The sequence below is a fragment of the Corynebacterium sp. KPL2734 genome (assembly GCF_040225595.1).
In the GTDB taxonomy this organism is placed as follows: Bacteria; Actinomycetota; Actinomycetes; order Mycobacteriales; family Mycobacteriaceae; genus Corynebacterium; species Corynebacterium rhinophilum.
Map to the genome: position 1 here is coordinate 78,702 of NZ_JBEHFO010000009.1, position 15,877 is coordinate 94,578.

Below are 15,877 nucleotides of genomic sequence, written 5' to 3' on the forward strand. Positions count from 1 at the left end.
CCTCAGTAGCTGTTTAGTTGTCGTTCTTCCGCTGTTTCTTGGTGCGGTTGTCTTTCTTGCGAGCGCCAGGCTTTGGAGCGGTAGTGCGCTTAGCTTCAATCTTAGCGGCCTCTTCCTCTTCTTCTTCGCGGTCCATCTTGCCGTAGATGATGCGGGTCTGGAAGAAGGTCCACACGGTGTTGGACAGCATGTAGAACAACAAACCGATGGGCCAGATGAAGCCGGAGAAGATCAGCATTGCGGGCATGACCCACAGCATCATCTTGGACATCATGGCCATCTGCTGCTGCATCATTTCCGCATTCTGGCCCTGCGGGGCGGAAGTTTTGCCCTGGGCGCGGCGCTTTTCTTGGCGGTTCAGGCTCATGCGCGCGTTGAAGTGCATCAGCACCACAATGACGGCAATCATCGGCACAATGATGAACGCCGCCTGGGTGGTGGTGGTAACGCCTTCCACCAAGGGCGAGTTCAGGCGGAGGTTCGTAACCAGCGGAACGCCAAAGATCTTGGCGTCCAAGAACTGCTGAACGAGCTCCGGCTTGAAAATGTAGTTCGCGGTATTGGCGTTGGCCTCAATGGACATCGGCTCGCCGCTGGGGTGTCCAATGCCGCCGGCTACAGAAACCGTGCGGTCGAACGAGCGCAGCACGTGGAAAAGACCAATGAACATTGGAATCTGTACCAAGACCGGAAGGCAGCCGGCCATCGGGCGAACGCCAGATTCCTTATAGACCTTTTGCATTTCCTGCGCAGCCCGAGCCTGATCCTTGCCGTACTTCGCGCGGATTTCCTGCACCTTAGGCTGGATTTCCTGCATCTTGCGCGAAGAGCGAATCTGGCTCACGGTGGGCTTGACCATGAGCGCCTTCAGCGTCCAGGTCAGCAGCACGATGGCCAAAATCCACGTAATGCCCCACGCGGGATCCATTACGAGGGATAGCAGCCAATGCCAGAACCATAAAACGGCCGAAATTGGCCAGTAAATGAAATTAAGCACGAGTGTTTAATCCTCAGTTGTTGTTGGTGACCGGTCCCGAGACTGGATCGAATCCGCCCGGATGCCAGGGCCCACATTTGCACACCCTAGCCATTGCCATCGCCGTACCTTTAAGCGCGCCGTGTCTGGACAACGCCTCTAAGGCATAAGCACTGCATGTCGGTTCGAACCGACAGGTTGATACCATCTTAAGGCCCGAGACATGCTTTTGGTAGAAACGAACCGCTTTAACCAGCGGTGCAGCCAGTCCGGAGGCTGCGGGAATTTCTTCCCCACGGGTATTTAAATATCCCATTGTTTGCGCAGCGCCTTAGTAATATCTTTTTCTAATTGCTCACTGGTAGCGGTCGCACTTGCAGGTAGCGCACGAATCACTACATCCACGCCCGCTGGAAGCTTGGGGATGAGCGTCATGCACACATGGCGAAGCCGCCGGGAGGTGCGGTGGCGTACCACTGCATTCCCGACGGCTTTAGAAACAATGAGGCCGAATCGCGGCCCGGTGGCCGCGATCTCGGCCGGATTGCCCATGGTGCCATTGGAATTCGCACTCATAGTATCGCGCGCATGCACGACGACGGTGCGAGTGCCCTGCCGGCGACTGCCCTTCATCGTCCGCCGAAATTGCGGCGGCGATGTGAGCTTGTGGTGGGCTGGCAGCATGACTTATGCGGACAGCTTTGCGCGGCCCTTCTTGCGGCGAGCGGCCACAATTGCACGACCGGAGCGGGTGCTCATGCGAGTACGGAAACCGTGCTTACGTGCACGGCGACGGTTGTTCGGCTGGAACGTGCGCTTACCCTTTGCCACGTCAATTCTCCTTGAAGTTGTACGTGGACATACTGCCGCCACAAAACGGCAGCACATCCACTGATGAATGGATTCCATGAACCTGACGCGTCACTGTTATCTAAACGCTCGGCGAGCTCTGGTAAGCCCTGCCAGTGCGAAGTGACACTGTCCTGTTCACGCGCAACTCTCTGTTGCAATAGACCATGCCAGATTACGTGATTTAAACCGCCGGAAACAAATCGACACTCGGGTACACCCGAAATTACATAAGTGTTTTTTCCTGCAGCTAGAAGGCCAGTTTTGGCGCTCATGCTGCGGCTAATCCTTCGCACCGCAATGGTCTATAGCCGCCTGCATTTTAAGTATAAATCTTCCGTTAGACACACCCGCCTTCGCGGCGGTAGAACTAAGGAATCAAATTCCACAGCACGTGCACCGTTGTGGATAACTCTAAATAACCACTTGAGAGTTTTAGCATTTCCGCAGTACAACGCTATAAAGTGGTCTATCACAAGTTATCCACAGCCATGCACTAAGCTGTGAATAACTATTTCTTCCACACTTGTGGATAACTCTGTGGAGATCGAGGTGACTCGATAAAAACCACTGTGAAAACCGCGGTGGAATCCACCGTGGAATTTGTTATTTACTGTCCACCCGTCCCCGAGAGAATTATTGAAGGTAGCCCGTTGTGACTGAACCACAAGCGAACCTAGAAGCTGTCTGGCGCGCGATAGTCGATGATCTGCTCGCGCAATCCGAGCAACCCAACTCTGAGGTCCCGAGCTTTTCGCATACACAACGCCTCTACCTGCAGTTGGTTCGCCCGATCATGATGGTGGAAGGCTACACGCTTGTCGCAGCGGAAAATGTCAACGCCAAAGAAGTTGTAGAAAATGAGCTCGGCGGATACATCTCCAAGGCCCTTACCCGCCACCTCGGCCGCCCGTGTTCCTTCGCCGTTACCTTAGCTACCCCGCAGGAGCCACAACCGCCTGCCAACCCGTCGAATTCGCAACCGGCACCAGGAGGGGCATCGGCAAGCACGCAGGCCCCTTCCTCCCAGCCCAACCCGCAGGCACAATACATGCCGCCGGCGCAGAATGATTCTTCTTCCGCGCAAAATTACGTCTCTCGCCCCCAGCAAACGGATGCGTCGGCAGCCCGCGGAAACCACAACCCCACCGCAGGTCAGACCCCGCCTAATTGGCGCTCCAGCCATGCCCCGGCAAGCCTGGATGAATTGGCGGAGCACTACACCAGCCAGCAGGACTATAACCGCCAGCAACCAGAGTTCGGCGGATCTGCGAATGCCGCGCGCATTCCGCGAGAGGCCCCGGCGCACGATCCCAACCGGGAAACCTCGCTGAACCCGAAGCACACTTTTGAAAGCTTCGTCATCGGTTCATCGAATCGTTTTGCCAATGGTGCGGCTGTGGCGGTGGCGGAAAATCCCGCCCGCGCCTATAACCCACTGTTTATTTGGGGTGGTTCTGGACTGGGTAAAACGCACCTTTTGCATGCCGCCGGCAACTACGCACAGGTGCTGCACCCAGGGCTGCGCGTGAAATACGTGTCCTCGGAAGAATTTACGAATGATTATATTAATTCCTTGCGCGATGACCGCCAGGAATCCTTCAAGCGGCGCTACCGCAACCTCGATATTTTGATGGTGGATGATATCCAGTTCTTAGAGGGCAAGGAATCCACGCAGGAGGAGTTCTTCCACACCTTCAATGCGCTGCACCAGGCCAATAAACAGATCATTTTGTCCTCGGACCGCCCACCAAAACAGCTCACCACGCTGGAGGATCGCCTGCGCACCCGCTTTGAGGGCGGGTTGATTACGGATATTCAACCGCCTGATCTGGAAACCCGCATTGCCATTTTGATGAAGAAGGCCGCCGCCGATGGCACTGAGGTGGATCGTTCCGTCCTGGAGCTCATCGCCTCGCGCTTCGAGTCTTCCATCCGCGAGCTCGAGGGCGCGCTCATTCGCGTATCCGCGTACTCGTCCTTGGTCAATGAGCCGATCAACGTGGAAATGGCAGAAATTGCGTTGCGCGATCTTGCGCCGGATTCTGCTGATCGGCAAATTACCGCAGCCTCCATCATGGAAGTCACCGCGGAATACTTCGATATTGATGTTGAAACCCTGCGCGGAGCCGGCAAGAAGCGCGCGGTGGCCCACGCCCGCCAGCTGGCCATGTACCTCTGCCGCGAATTGACCGAGCTATCGCTGCCCAAGATTGGCGAGCAATTCGGCGGCAAGGACCACACCACGGTGATCTATGCCGATCGCAAGATCCGCAAAGAGATGACGGAAAAGCGCAATACCTACGACGAGATTCAGTCCCTGACCCAGCGCATCAAGAATCGCGGTCGCGGCTAGAGAAAAACACAACCACCCGGTGGCGTCTTCCTTAAATAACAGGAAGGCGCCATTTTTGTAAGCAGGCGGTGCGCTTGCCGATGCCCCCACCTGCCACCACCGCCTACCGGCGCCTACCAGGGGCTATGTGCCGGTAAGAGTCGTATAAACAGCTATCCACAGAGTTATCCACACCTGTGTAATTTTATGGATGTAATTTGTAGATTTTGCTCACAGTTTTAAATTCCACAGGCCCTATCCAGCACAGACGCCCCTGTGATCAGCACTGTGTGCAGATCCGTGGATAACTACTAAAGACTGTGGATAAAACGATGACCCGCTTATTTATCCACACTCCGGGCCAGTTGATCACAGCAAGATCACAAGAATCGGCACACCCCGGATCGCCGCGCTGAACTTGTCATTTACCCCGTTGATCACAGATCCCACAGCGCTTATTACTACTACTAAATTATTTCTCTGATCTTGTAAGTAGAAAGGGGATGTGTGAAATTGTGCCCGGTCCCGAGCGCGCGGCGCTGGCTCGGACGGGCGGAGGGAAAATTACAAGGTTCACCGGATGCGGTAAGTTGGAAGCCAGCTTTTGAAAGTTACACATTCCTACCCCGCCAAAGAGGAGCTCTTCGCACCATGGATGAAGCCGTGTCATTTCGCGTTGCCAAAGATGACCTTGCCAACGCCGTAGCGTGGGTTGCCCGCAGCCTGCCTTCCAAGGTCACCCAGCCAGTGCTGCGCGCGATGCTCATCACCGCTGATGACAACGGCTTAGAGTTCACCGGCTTTGATTACGAGGTTTCTACCCGGGTGCGCATCGCGGGCATGGTGGACGAGCCCGGCCAGATCGCCGTTGCCGGTAAATTGCTCTCCGATATCGTGGCTACCTTGCCCAATAAGGAAGTGGAGATCTCCCAGGTAGATTCCAAGGCTTTGGTTGCTTGTGGTTCCTCCCGCTTTGAGCTACCTCTCATCCCGCTCGATGATTACCCGCAATTGCCGGTCCTGCCTGAAGTCACCGGAACGATCCAACCGCAGCTATTCGCAGAGGCGATCCAGCAGGTTGCGGCCGCGGCCGGCAAGGATGACACCCTGCCCATGCTTACTGGCGTGCACATGGATATCCACGGCAAGGATATTGAGATGACGGCTACGGACCGTTTCCGTTTGGCCATGCGCACCCTGGAGTGGGAGCCGGCGGCTGAGGACGTTGAGGCTAAGCTTCTGGTCCCGGCAAAGACCCTGCAAGATACCGGGCGCAGCCTGGATCCACATTTGAATATTCCCATTGAGATTGCGGTGGGCTCCGGCGATAATATCGGCGCCGATGGCCTATTTGGCCTGCATGCGGATAACCGCGAAACCACCACGCGCATGCTGGATGCGGATTTCCCAAACGTCCAGCCCTTGCTTCCCAAGTCACACACGAATATTGCCTCGGTTGAGGTGGCGCCGCTGCAAGAAGCCATTCGCCGCGTTTCCCTGCTGACGGACCGCAATGCACAGATCCGCATGGAATTTGCCGATGGTCAGGTCACCCTGTCCGCCGGCGCCGATGCCGGTAATGCCACCGAGACCCTGCCATGCGCATTCCACGGCCGCGATGAATTCTTGATCGCCTTCAACCCGGGCTATTTGAAGGATGGCCTTGCTGTCATCAACACCGATCGCGTGGTCTTCGGCTTCACGGAGCCTTCCCGCCCCGCCATCATGATCCCATCGCCAGAAGAGCTGCCTGAAGCCGATGAGGATGGCAATTTCCCCACGCCGCAGACCAACTTCACCTACCTCTTAATGCCGGTTCGCCTGCCAGGTTAATGTTTATAAGGGATCTCGATGTTCGGGATTTTCGCTCATGGTCCGAACTAAAACTTGAGCTGGGCCCGGGGATCACTCTGTTCGTGGGCCGCAATGGCTTTGGCAAGACCAATATCGTGGAAGCCGTGGGCTATACCGCTCACCTGTCTTCCCACCGCGTCTCCCATGATTCGCCGCTGGTGCGCCAGGGTGCGCAGAGCGCGCGGGTGTCCCTTACTGCTGTCAACCAGGGGCGCGAATTAACCACCCACTTGCTGGTCAAACCCCATGCCGCCAACCAAGCGCAGATTAACCGCACTAGGCTGCGCAGCCCGCGCGAGTTACTCGGCGTGGTGAAAACGGTGCTGTTTTCCCCTGAGGATTTAGCCTTGGTGCGCGGTGAGCCCGCGGGGCGCCGCGCGTATCTCGATAGCATCATCGCCTCGCGGACCCCGCGCCTAGCTGGGGTTAAGGCGGATTATGACAAGGTATTAAAGCAGCGCAATGCGTTGTTGAAGTCGGCATCGGCAAGCTTGCGGCGCGGCTACGGCGATAGCGACGGCGCATCGGCGCTATCGACGCTGGATACGTGGGATGCCCAGCTCGCGCGCTTAGGCGCACAGGTCATTGCGGCGCGCCTTGCGCTTGTCGATGCCCTCTTGGACCACATTCCCGCCGCCTATGCCGGCCTCGCACCGGAGTCGCGGCCTGCGCACGTGGAGTATAAATCCACCATCGATACCTCTGACCGCGAGGTGCTGGAGGCCGTCATGCTGACCGAGCTGGCCACTGCCCGGCAGCGCGAGATCGAGCGCGGCATCTCTCTGGTGGGCCCGCACCGCGATGATCTCGTGCTCCACCTGGGAGATCAGCCGGCCAAGGGTTTTGCCAGCCACGGCGAAACCTGGTCCTATGCCATCGCCCTGCGCCTGGCGGAGTTTGAGCTCCTGCGCGAAGAAGGGGGATCAGATCCGGTCCTCATCTTGGATGATGTTTTTGCCGAGCTCGATGCCAAGCGCCGCACCCAGCTGGTTCACCTCGCCGCCACGGCAGAACAGGTGCTTATTACCGCCGCGGTGGATGAGGATTTACCGGATAACCTGGAGCCCATCGTGCGTTACCGGGTAGGAGTGGAAGATACGGACCAGGGGCGCATTTCCACCCTGCACACGGAAGCAACCGCAGGAGAGGATAGCGAGGAAGAAAAATGAGTGAGGAAGAAGGGGAAACCGGCAGGCAACGCACGGATCCCGTCACCCAATACTTCCGGTTGGTGCGCTCTACCTCGAAGAATCCGCCAAAGCTCACGCGCCCAGTGCCGAAGATGCCGGTGCCATCCTTGGCGGATGCTCAGCCGCAGAACTATCGCGGCTACCAGGTGGGCAGGCCTACCGGCGCCGATGGCAGGAGGCCGCGGCGAAAGATTGATGTGCCGAGCCTGGGCGCACAAATTAAAAAGGAGATTTCCCACCGCGGCTGGGAGCATGAATTAGCGCACGGCTGGGTCATGGGAAATTGGGAAAACCTGGTGGGCGAGCGCATCGCTGCCCATACGCAGCCGCAGAAAATCAAGGACAAGATCGTCTACATTTCCTGCGATAACTCCACCTGGGCCACGGAACTGCGCTACCTGCAGCGGGAAATTCTGCGCAAAATTGCGGACCGGCTCGGCCCCGATGTCATTGCTGAGCTGCGCATCCACGGCCCGCGGCAGCAGCGCAATTACGAGGGTCGGCAGTGGGTAAAACCGCAAGGTTCGCAAGATACCTACGGTTGATAAGTGGCTAATAGGAGCAGGTTAGCTCTGCCCTTTAAAAGATAAATAACTACAGAGCGCGCCACATAGCTACCTCTGGCCGGTGTGGGGTGTCATTCAGTAGGGGGTATGCGTGTAGAATAGTGAAAGTCTTAGAATTAGCTATAGCCAAAAGGAGAGCACGAATCCGTGGCTGAAGAACACGCATATGATGCTGGATCAATTACGATCCTGGAAGGTCTAGAGGCCGTCCGCAAGCGCCCCGGTATGTACATCGGTTCCACCGGATCGCGCGGTTTGCACCACCTTATCTGGGAGATTGTTGATAACTCCGTTGATGAGGCCATGGCAGGCTTCGCGGATAAGGTCACCGTCAAGCTTTTGGAAGACGGCGGCGTCGAGGTCATCGATAATGGCCGCGGCATCCCTGTGGAGATGCACGCCTCCGGTGCGCCGACCGTCCAGGTGGTCATGACGCAGCTGCACGCCGGCGGTAAATTCGACTCCGATTCTTATGCCGTTTCCGGCGGCTTGCACGGCGTCGGCATTTCCGTGGTCAACGCCCTATCCACCCGCGTGGAGGCGGAGATCAAGCGTGAGGGCAAGCACTGGTACCAAAACTTCCAGAACGCCATCCCGGATGACCTTGTGGAAGGCGGCAACGCCCGCGGCACTGGTACCAAGATTCGCTTCTGGGCGGACCCGGAGATCTTTGAAACCACCGAGTTCGACTACGACACCATTGCGCGCCGCCTGCAGGAGATGGCCTTCCTGAACAAGGGCCTGACCATCGAGCTTATTGATGAGCGCGTGACCCAAGAGCAAATCGAGCTCGAGGAAATCGCAGATGCGGAATCCGGTGAGGCGAGCGCGGACGAGACGTCCTTTGATGATGTTCCTGATGCCGGCGATACCTTTAACGAGGAAGACGACTCCAAGAACGTCACCAAGGCCGATAAGAAGCGCCGCAAAAAGATCACCTTCCACTACCCGGAGGGCCTGACGGACTACGTAAAATTCCTCAATAAGTCCAAGAACGCTATTCACCCCACCATCGTGTCCTTCGAGGCAAAAGGCGAGGACCACGAGGTCGAGGTGGCCTTGCAGTGGAACCAGGGCTACAAGCAGTCCGTGCACACCTTTGCCAATACCATCAATACTCACGAGGGCGGCACGCACGAAGAGGGCTTCCGCGCAGCCCTGACCTCCTTGATGAACCGCTATGCCAAGGAGCACAAGCTCATCAAGGACAAGGACGGCAACCTTTCCGGTGATGACTGTCGCGAAGGTTTGGCCGCCGTCATTTCGGTCAAGGTGGGCGATCCGCAGTTCGAGGGCCAGACCAAGACCAAGCTGGGCAACTCCGAGATCAAGGGCTTTGTGCAGCGCTCGGTCAACGAGTACGTCAATGACTGGTTTGATGCCAACCCGGCAGAGGCAAAGGCCATCATCAATAAGGCCGTCTCCTCGGCGCATGCCCGCATGGCAGCGCGTAAGGCGCGCGAGATGGTGCGCCGCAAGTCCGCCACCGATCTGGGCGGACTGCCCGGCAAGCTTGCGGATTGCCGTTCTAAGGATCCGCGGAGTTCGGAGCTTTATATCGTGGAGGGTGACTCCGCGGGCGGTTCCGCGAAGGCCGGCCGTGACTCTATGTTCCAGGCCATCTTGCCCTTGCGCGGCAAGATCTTGAACGTGGAAAAGGCCCGCATGGATAAGGTCTTAAAAAATGCCGAGGTCCAAGCCATCATCACCGCGTTGGGTACCGGCATCCACGAGGAATTCGATATCAAGAAGCTGCGGTACGACAAGATCGTGCTGATGGCCGATGCCGACGTGGACGGCCAGCACATCGCCACGCTGCTGTTGACCCTGCTCTTCCGCTTTATGCCGCAGTTGGTTGAGGATGGCCACGTGTACCTGGCTAACCCGCCGCTCTACAAGCTGAAGTGGTCTAAGGGCACACCGGGCTACGCCTTCTCTGATGATGAGCGCGATAAGCTGCTGGCGGAGGGCCTGGAGCAAAACCGCAAGATCAACAAGGATGACGGCATCCAGCGCTACAAGGGCTTGGGAGAGATGAACGCCTCCGAGCTCTGGGAGACCACCCTGGATCCCTCCACGCGCCTATTGCGCCGCGTGGATCTGGAAGACGCGCAGCGCGCCGATGAGCTGTTTTCCATCCTCATGGGAGATGACGTGGCCGCTCGCCGCTCCTTCATTACCCGCCGCGCGAAGGATGTCCGCTTCCTGGATATCTAAACCGCTGGCCTAGTCCTCTGCGTATAGGAGCTGGGGAAAAGCCAGAGCCCACCGTGGAACTATCCACGGTGGGCTCTAACTATGGGGAGAGGTATTAGCTGCGGGAAGCGCGCTGATCCGCAAACCCAAAGCTCAAGGACACCAGGCAAACGGCGATGATGACACCGAAACCGGTCATGATGGATACGGGCCAATCTCCGGAGGTGCTTTGGAGCATAGCAAAGACGATGGCGGTAATGACGGCTAGGCCGATGGCGGTGCCGATGCGCTGGCCGGTTTGCAGGACTGCGCCGGAGGAACCGGCGTAGTTATCTGGGACCTGCGCCAAGGTCAGGGTTTGGTTAGGGGAGACCACGGCACCCTGGCCAAGCCCAATAAATGCCAAAGAAAGGATGAGCCACCATTCGTTCATTCCCCAATGCGTGGTGCCCCAAATAAAGACCACCGTGGTGAAGAGTCCGAAGATGGTAGTCAGCATGCCGATGATGACCACTATGCGCCCATACCGCGAGATTTTGCGGCCAGCGATGGTGGCGGTAATGGAGTTGAGGAGTGCGGACGGAATGCCCACCGAGCCGGCCGCGAGCGCGGAGTAACCCAGGCCATTTTGGAAGTACAACGCCACGAGCACCCAGATGCTGGTAATGCCCATAAACCACAACGTGGCGATGATGGTGCCATTGCGGAAGCTCGAGGTGGCAAAGATATTGAGATCCACCATCGGCGGATGGCCGGTAGCCTTGTGGTGGCGCTCCCACAGCACCCACACGCCAATGAGCACGGCACCCGCGAGAAGCAGCCACCACACGGCCGGGGAACCGGTGGAGTCCATGAAGGGGAAGAGGATGCACCATACTGCGGCGCCGAGAATGAGCGCGCCGATGGGATCCAGGGTGGCCAGCGCCTTGAAGATTCCCAGCTTATGGCCCGCGGTGTCGCGGACGCGGGAAAATAGCGGGCGTGGAAACCACATGAGGCCCAAGATGATGGCCAGCAGGCCGATAGGGGCATTGACCAGCATGGTCAGCCGCCACCCGTGATCAGGGCCGCCGATCTTAATGAGGAAGCCGCCCAGTACCGGGCCGATGGCCACCGCGATTCCCACGGTGGCGCCAAAGTATCCAAAGGCGCGGCCGCGTTCTTCCCCGCGGAAGTATTGCTGAATCATTCCCACGCCTTGGGGGTTCAGCAACCCGGCACCAACACCCTGCACAAAGCGCGCGATGTTTAGAGAATGCGCATTCGGCGCGAAACCCGCCACGGCGGCGCTAATGGTGTAGACGGCGATGCCGAGGAGGAAGATGCCCCCGCGCCCCACGAGATCGCCGGCGCGTCCGGCGGCGACGAGGACCACGCCGAAGGTAAGCGCATAACCAGATAACACCCATTGCACATCCGAATCCGTGGCACCAAGCCCAGACTGGATCGACGGCAGCGCCACGTTCACGATGGACACGCTAATTAGTGACATGAACACCGTGACCAGCACAATAATAAGAACCCGCCAGCGGGCGGGGTCTTGGCCGGCGGGGTAGTCGGTACGGTTTGCTTCTGATGCCGACGATTTATGATGCGGGGAATAAGTCACTTCCACACTTATACTCCGCAGTCCAGAAAACCTTCAACCGCAGGAAAACCGGTGGAAACTATTTATTTACATGTGCTTTTGTACTATGCGGCCGAATGCAGGAACTTCCGGGCTTAAGATCTTGGTGGCCTTGCCACGCAGGGAATTATAGGGTTTGCGCAGTGCGGCGGAGTTCACCTTTTCTACGTGCTTATCTGCGATATTCATAATTTCATCGCTGACCTCTTCTTGGCGCGGTTCAAGGAAGGCGCCGAAATCATCCTTCCCGCTTTCCGCAAAGTCCTGCCACCGCGGATCCAGGGCATCGAGGACATCCGGCAGGATCCGTTCCAGCGCCTTGGGGACGACGTTGGCATCGGCCTTCTTGGCGGCGGCCAATCCGCCTTTAATGGCCATGCCAGAAATGCCGGATTGGGCGGAGGCGACTTTTTCAACGAAAGCCCCGCACTCGGCGATGAACTCGGTGCGGGTGGATCCATGCATCAAGGTAGAAAGGTGAGACATGGTGCCATACTTTACGCGAATTTAGTGGCCATATAGACGCGGGCGCAGTACTGCGCGAAGGTCTGATTTCCAGCATTTAACGCTGGCACGTTTTCTAAAACCTCCGCCATGGCTTGGGCTGCCTGCTGCTCATCGCCGTGAATGGCTATGCCCTCCAGGCGCGCGGTGCTGGCAGCCGCGGCGGCCACCAAGGAGGAGTAATTGATGATGCGGAGATTAAAGCGGGCGCAAAATTCTTGAGCCACTAGGTATAGCTGTTCGGGGCTCATGCGTGGGTCTTCCGCGCCCTGCGGATTTCGGCCTCTAGATCCGCGCGGCCGGGGAGGAGCTCGCGGGCGGTGGCTTGCACGTGGGCATCGGCAAGCGTGCGCGAGGCCGCCGCCACGATGGCACGCACCACCGCTTCGTGCTTGGAGGTGCCTTGCGCGGAGGCCAAGAGGGTAAGGGCGTGATCTTGTTCTGCGGTAAGCCGCAATGTCATTGCCATGCCCCAGTGATACCACAGTGATACCACCGGTGCGGCAAATAAGGCCGACAAAGCCCGGAGAAGGTAGAATTTGGCCTTATGAGTGACAATAACGACGATCTTTTTGATCGGATTTTTCCCATTGACATTAATGAGGAGATGGAGTCGAGCTATATCGACTACGCCATGTCCGTCATTGTGGGCCGCGCGCTGCCTGAGGTGCGCGATGGCCTAAAGCCGGTGCACCGCCGCATTCTCTACGCCATGTTCGATTCGGGATACCGCCCCGAGCGCGGCTACGTGAAATCCGCCCGCCCGGTCTCTGACACCATGGGTCAATTCCACCCGCACGGTGACTCGGCCATCTATGACACCTTGGTGCGCTTGGCGCAGTCCTGGAATATGCGCTACCCGCTTGTCGATGGCCAGGGTAACTTCGGTTCCCGCGGTAACGACGGCCCCGCCGCAATGCGTTATACCGAGTGCAAGCTCACCCCGTTGGCCATGGAAATGGTCCGCGATATCCGCGAAAATACCGTGGATTTCTCGCCCAACTACGATGGCAAGACCAGCGAGCCGGACGTCCTGCCGTCCCGTGTGCCTAACCTTTTGATGAATGGTTCTGGCGGCATTGCCGTGGGCATGGCCACCAATATCCCGCCGCATAACCTCAATGAGTTGGCCTCGGCCATCTACTGGCTGCTGGAGAACCCGGACGCAGACGAGGATGCCGCGCTCGCGGCCTGCATGGAACGCGTGAAGGGCCCGGATTTCCCCACCGCCGGCCTTATCGTGGGCGATCAGGGCATCAAGGATGCATATACCACCGGCCGCGGTTCCATCCGCATGCGCGGTGTGACCTCCATCGAGGAATCCGGTTCCCGGCAGACCATCGTGATCACGGAGCTGCCGTTCCAGGTCAACCCCGATAACCTCATTTCCAATATCGCGGAGTCCGTAGCCAACGGCAAGATCGCCGGCATTTCCAAGATCGAAGATGAGTCCTCTGACCGAGTGGGCATGCGCATTGTTGTGACCCTGAAGCGCGATGCTGTCGCCCGCGTGGTGCTCAATAACCTGTACAAGCACTCCCAGCTGCAGACCTCTTTCGGCGCTAATATGCTTTCCATCGTCGATGGCGTACCGCGCACCCTGCGCCTGGATCAGATGCTGAGCAATTATGTTGCGCACCAGATTGAGGTCATCGTTCGCCGCACCCAGTACCGCCTGGATGAGGCCGAAAAGCGCGCGCACATCTTGCGCGGCTTGGTCAAGGCGCTGGATATGTTGGATGAGGTCATCGCCCTGATCCGCCGTTCGCCCACTGTTGATGAGGCGCGCGAGGGCTTGAAGGAGCTTCTCGATGTCGACGATATCCAGGCCGATGCCATCCTGGCGATGCAGCTGCGCCGCCTGGCCGCCCTGGAGCGCCAAAAGATCGTCGATGAATTGGCAGAAATCGAAGAAGAGATCGCAGACCTCAAGCACATCCTCGCCCACGAGGAGCGCCAGCGCCAGATCGTCCACGATGAGCTGGAGGCGATCGTCGAAAAGTACGGCGACGAGCGCCGCACCGAGATCCTGCCTGCCTCCGGCGAGGTCACCGATGAAGACCTCATTGCCCGCGAAAACGTCGTGGTCACCATCACCGCTACGGGTTATGCCAAGCGCACCAAGGTCGATACCTATAAGTCACAAAAGCGTGGCGGCAAGGGCGTACGCGGTGCGGAGCTCAAGCAAGATGACATTGTGAAAAACTTCTTCGTCTGCTCCACGCACGACTGGATCCTGTTCTTTACCAACTTTGGCCGCGTCTACCGCCTGAAGGCCTACGAGCTACCAGAGAGCGGCCGCGCTGCCCGCGGCCAGCACGTGGCCAACCTGCTGGAATTCCAGCCGGAGGAAAAGATCGCCCAGGTCATTCAGATCCAGTCCTACGAGGATGCGCCATACCTTGTTCTGGCCACCCAGCAGGGCCGCGTGAAGAAGTCGCGCCTGACCGATTACGAGTCCGCTCGCTCCGCAGGCCTTATCGCCATCAATCTCAACGAGGGCGATGCGCTCATTGGCGCCCAGCTCGTTTCTGAAGGCGATGACATCCTGCTGACCTCTGAGCAGGGCCAAGCCATCCGCTTTACTGCTGATGACGACCAGCTGCGCCCCATGGGCCGCGCTACCGCCGGTGTGAAGGGCATGCGCTTCCGCGGCGATGACCAGCTGCTGGCGATGTCCGTCGTCCACGACGGCGAGTTCCTACTCGTTGCTACCTCGGGTGGCTACGGCAAGCGCACCGCCATTGAGGAATACACCCCGCAGGGCCGCGGTGGCTTGGGTGTCATGACCTTCAAGTACACTCCGAAGCGCGGCAAGCTTATTGGTGCCATTTCGATTGATAAAGACGATGAAATCTTCGCCATTACCTCCGCCGGTGGGGTTATTCGCACCGAAGTAAACCAGATTCGTCCCTCCTCGCGCGCCACGATGGGCGTGCGCTTGGTTGACCTTGCCGATGATGTCGAATTGCTTGCCATCGACCGCAATGTTGAAGAAGATGGTGAGGAAGACGCGCAGGCTGTGGCCAAGGGCGAAAAGACCGTCGATGAGGTCCAGCAAGAGCACCACAAGGGTAGCGATGCCTCCAAGGATGAGGAGTAGGACATGGAACGACGAGACGTAACCATCCACCACATTTCGCCCACCTCGGCGTTTCGCGTTGGTCTGGCCCTGTCACTCGTCGGACTCATCGCGTGGTTGCTGGCCGTGTGCCTGCTGTACATCGGTTTGCACCAGCTGGGCATATGGGAGTCAGTCAATAGCCTCGTTGGTGGCGTCGGCGGCGGCTTTGAGGTCACCTTTGGCGTGGTGATCGCAGCCAGCGCGCTGATTGGCGTTATTTTCGCCGTCCTGTTCACCTTACTCGCACCGCTGATGGCCGTAATCTATAACGCCATCGTGGATGTCCTCGGCGGACTAAAGGTTAGCTTGGATGATATTTAGGCTACTGTGAGTGGGAGACAATGCCGGCAGCAAACGTTGCCGGCATTTTCTAGTTTTAAGAGCGAAGTAGCGTACTCATTAGGCCCACGAAGAGTGCCTCTGAAAACCTCTTTGAGCTGCCGATTTGTGTTCTTTCCGGGATAGTATGTAAAGTTACATCTCGTTCCGCTAAAGGGCCTATAGCTCAGTCGGTTAGAGCGCATCGCTGATAACGATGAGGTCGCTGGTTCGATTCCAGCTAGGCCCACCACGGAACAATGGGGCATTAGCTCAATTGGTAGAGCATCTGCTTTGCAAGCAGAAGGTCAGGAGTTCGATTCTCCTATGCTCCACAG

At 58.0% G+C, this 15,877-nt stretch carries 15 protein-coding genes and 2 tRNA genes; 9 read left to right on the forward strand and 8 right to left on the reverse strand.

All coding sequences use genetic code 11. The features are described 5' to 3' along the window. Positions 1–13 precede the first annotated feature (13 nt). Genes yidC through rpmH form a run of 4 tightly spaced genes read right to left on the reverse strand, consistent with a single transcriptional unit; the run spans position 14 to position 1,807 of the window. Positions 14–997, reverse strand: coding sequence for a membrane protein insertase YidC (gene yidC, locus ABRP88_RS07540; protein WP_284785355.1), 984 nt, complete (start codon positions 995–997; stop codon positions 14–16). A 13-nt stretch (positions 998–1,010) separates the two neighbouring features. Continuing rightward, positions 1,011–1,292 carry a membrane protein insertion efficiency factor YidD gene (gene yidD, locus ABRP88_RS07545; RefSeq protein WP_296090083.1) on the reverse strand — a complete coding sequence of 94 codons (282 nt, stop codon included), beginning with the start codon at positions 1,290–1,292 and terminating at the stop codon, positions 1,011–1,013. After that, complete coding sequence (rnpA, locus tag ABRP88_RS07550) at positions 1,280–1,660, reverse strand: ribonuclease P protein component (protein ID WP_034653281.1); 381 nt, start codon at positions 1,658–1,660, stop codon at positions 1,280–1,282. Before rnpA ends, yidD begins: the two co-directional genes overlap by 13 nt. Before the next feature lie 3 nt (positions 1,661–1,663). After that, on the reverse strand, positions 1,664–1,807 hold the full coding sequence (gene rpmH, locus ABRP88_RS07555) for a 50S ribosomal protein L34 (protein ID WP_005275994.1): 144 nt from the start codon (positions 1,805–1,807) through the stop codon (positions 1,664–1,666). Between the two features lie 673 nt (positions 1,808–2,480). On the opposite strand from rpmH, the gene dnaA reads away from it, so the two are divergent. The 5 genes from dnaA (at position 2,481) to gyrB (ending at position 9,987) form a co-directional block, all read left to right on the forward strand. Then, entirely contained in the window at positions 2,481–4,181 is a 1,701-nt protein-coding gene (dnaA, locus tag ABRP88_RS07560) for a chromosomal replication initiator protein DnaA (RefSeq protein WP_349836844.1), read from the forward strand. Positions 4,182–4,811: 630 nt separating this feature from the next. Next, positions 4,812–5,993, forward strand: a complete 1,182-nt coding sequence (gene dnaN, locus ABRP88_RS07565; protein WP_349836846.1) for a DNA polymerase III subunit beta — start codon at positions 4,812–4,814, stop codon at positions 5,991–5,993. Continuing rightward, positions 5,993–7,183, forward strand: a complete 1,191-nt coding sequence (gene recF, locus ABRP88_RS07570; protein ID WP_349836848.1) for a DNA replication/repair protein RecF — start codon at positions 5,993–5,995, stop codon at positions 7,181–7,183. Before dnaN ends, recF begins: the two co-directional genes overlap by 1 nt. Then, positions 7,180–7,749: a DciA family protein gene (locus tag ABRP88_RS07575; protein ID WP_349836849.1), complete on the forward strand. Its 570-nt coding sequence runs from the start codon at positions 7,180–7,182 to the stop codon at positions 7,747–7,749. The genes recF and ABRP88_RS07575 overlap by 4 nt, the downstream gene beginning before the upstream one ends. 168 nt (positions 7,750–7,917) lie before the next feature. Then, on the forward strand, positions 7,918–9,987 hold the full coding sequence (gene gyrB, locus ABRP88_RS07580) for a DNA topoisomerase (ATP-hydrolyzing) subunit B (protein ID WP_349836850.1): 2,070 nt from the start codon (positions 7,918–7,920) through the stop codon (positions 9,985–9,987). A 94-nt stretch (positions 9,988–10,081) separates the two neighbouring features. On the opposite strand, the gene ABRP88_RS07585 is transcribed toward gyrB, so the two are convergent. The 4 genes from ABRP88_RS07585 to ABRP88_RS07600 are packed head-to-tail and all read right to left on the reverse strand — an operon-like array spanning position 10,082 to position 12,566. Beyond that, the gene (locus ABRP88_RS07585; protein WP_349836851.1) at positions 10,082–11,581 is read right to left on the reverse strand and encodes an MFS transporter; all 1,500 of its coding nucleotides are present in this window, start codon (positions 11,579–11,581) and stop codon (positions 10,082–10,084) included. A gap of 60 nt (positions 11,582–11,641) precedes the next feature. Then, positions 11,642–12,079, reverse strand: coding sequence for a DUF6918 family protein (locus ABRP88_RS07590; protein ID WP_349836852.1), 438 nt, complete (start codon positions 12,077–12,079; stop codon positions 11,642–11,644). Between the two features lie 11 nt (positions 12,080–12,090). Continuing rightward, positions 12,091–12,348 (reverse strand): cell filamentation protein Fic, encoded by a 258-nt coding sequence (locus ABRP88_RS07595; protein WP_349836853.1) that lies wholly within the window; start codon positions 12,346–12,348, stop codon positions 12,091–12,093. Then, the gene (locus ABRP88_RS07600; protein ID WP_005280480.1) at positions 12,345–12,566 is read right to left on the reverse strand and encodes a hypothetical protein; all 222 of its coding nucleotides are present in this window, start codon (positions 12,564–12,566) and stop codon (positions 12,345–12,347) included. The genes ABRP88_RS07595 and ABRP88_RS07600 overlap by 4 nt, the downstream gene beginning before the upstream one ends. A 78-nt stretch (positions 12,567–12,644) precedes the next feature. Here ABRP88_RS07600 and gyrA point away from each other — a divergent pair, with 78 nt between their 5' ends. The 4 genes from gyrA to ABRP88_RS07620 all read left to right on the forward strand — a co-directional run bounded on the left by gyrA (position 12,645) and on the right by ABRP88_RS07620 (position 15,874). Next, on the forward strand, positions 12,645–15,200 hold the full coding sequence (gene gyrA / locus ABRP88_RS07605) for a DNA gyrase subunit A (protein WP_005276024.1): 2,556 nt from the start codon (positions 12,645–12,647) through the stop codon (positions 15,198–15,200). A gap of 3 nt (positions 15,201–15,203) precedes the next feature. Continuing rightward, positions 15,204–15,542 carry a DUF3566 domain-containing protein gene (locus tag ABRP88_RS07610; RefSeq protein WP_349836854.1) on the forward strand — a complete coding sequence of 113 codons (339 nt, stop codon included), beginning with the start codon at positions 15,204–15,206 and terminating at the stop codon, positions 15,540–15,542. 173 nt (positions 15,543–15,715) lie between these two features. Continuing rightward, positions 15,716–15,792 (forward strand) — tRNA-Ile (locus tag ABRP88_RS07615). Positions 15,793–15,801: 9 nt separating this feature from the next. After that, positions 15,802–15,874, forward strand: a tRNA-Ala gene (locus ABRP88_RS07620). Positions 15,875–15,877: the final 3 nt, after the last annotated feature.

Coding starts and splice junctions, on each gene's coding strand:
- ABRP88_RS07610 (WP_349836854.1), top strand. CDS start 15,204: ATGGAACGACGAGACGTAACCATCCACCACATTTCGCCCACCTCGGCG.
- gyrA (WP_005276024.1), top strand. CDS start 12,645: ATGAGTGACAATAACGACGATCTTTTTGATCGGATTTTTCCCATTGAC.
- dnaN (WP_349836846.1), top strand. CDS start 4,812: ATGGATGAAGCCGTGTCATTTCGCGTTGCCAAAGATGACCTTGCCAAC.
- recF (WP_349836848.1), top strand. CDS start 5,993: ATGTTTATAAGGGATCTCGATGTTCGGGATTTTCGCTCATGGTCCGAA.
- ABRP88_RS07590 (WP_349836852.1), bottom strand. CDS start 12,079: ATGTCTCACCTTTCTACCTTGATGCATGGATCCACCCGCACCGAGTTC.
- ABRP88_RS07600 (WP_005280480.1), bottom strand. CDS start 12,566: ATGGCAATGACATTGCGGCTTACCGCAGAACAAGATCACGCCCTTACC.
- ABRP88_RS07595 (WP_349836853.1), bottom strand. CDS start 12,348: ATGAGCCCCGAACAGCTATACCTAGTGGCTCAAGAATTTTGCGCCCGC.
- rnpA (WP_034653281.1), bottom strand. CDS start 1,660: ATGCTGCCAGCCCACCACAAGCTCACATCGCCGCCGCAATTTCGGCGG.
- yidD (WP_296090083.1), bottom strand. CDS start 1,292: ATGGGATATTTAAATACCCGTGGGGAAGAAATTCCCGCAGCCTCCGGA.
- ABRP88_RS07575 (WP_349836849.1), top strand. CDS start 7,180: ATGAGTGAGGAAGAAGGGGAAACCGGCAGGCAACGCACGGATCCCGTC.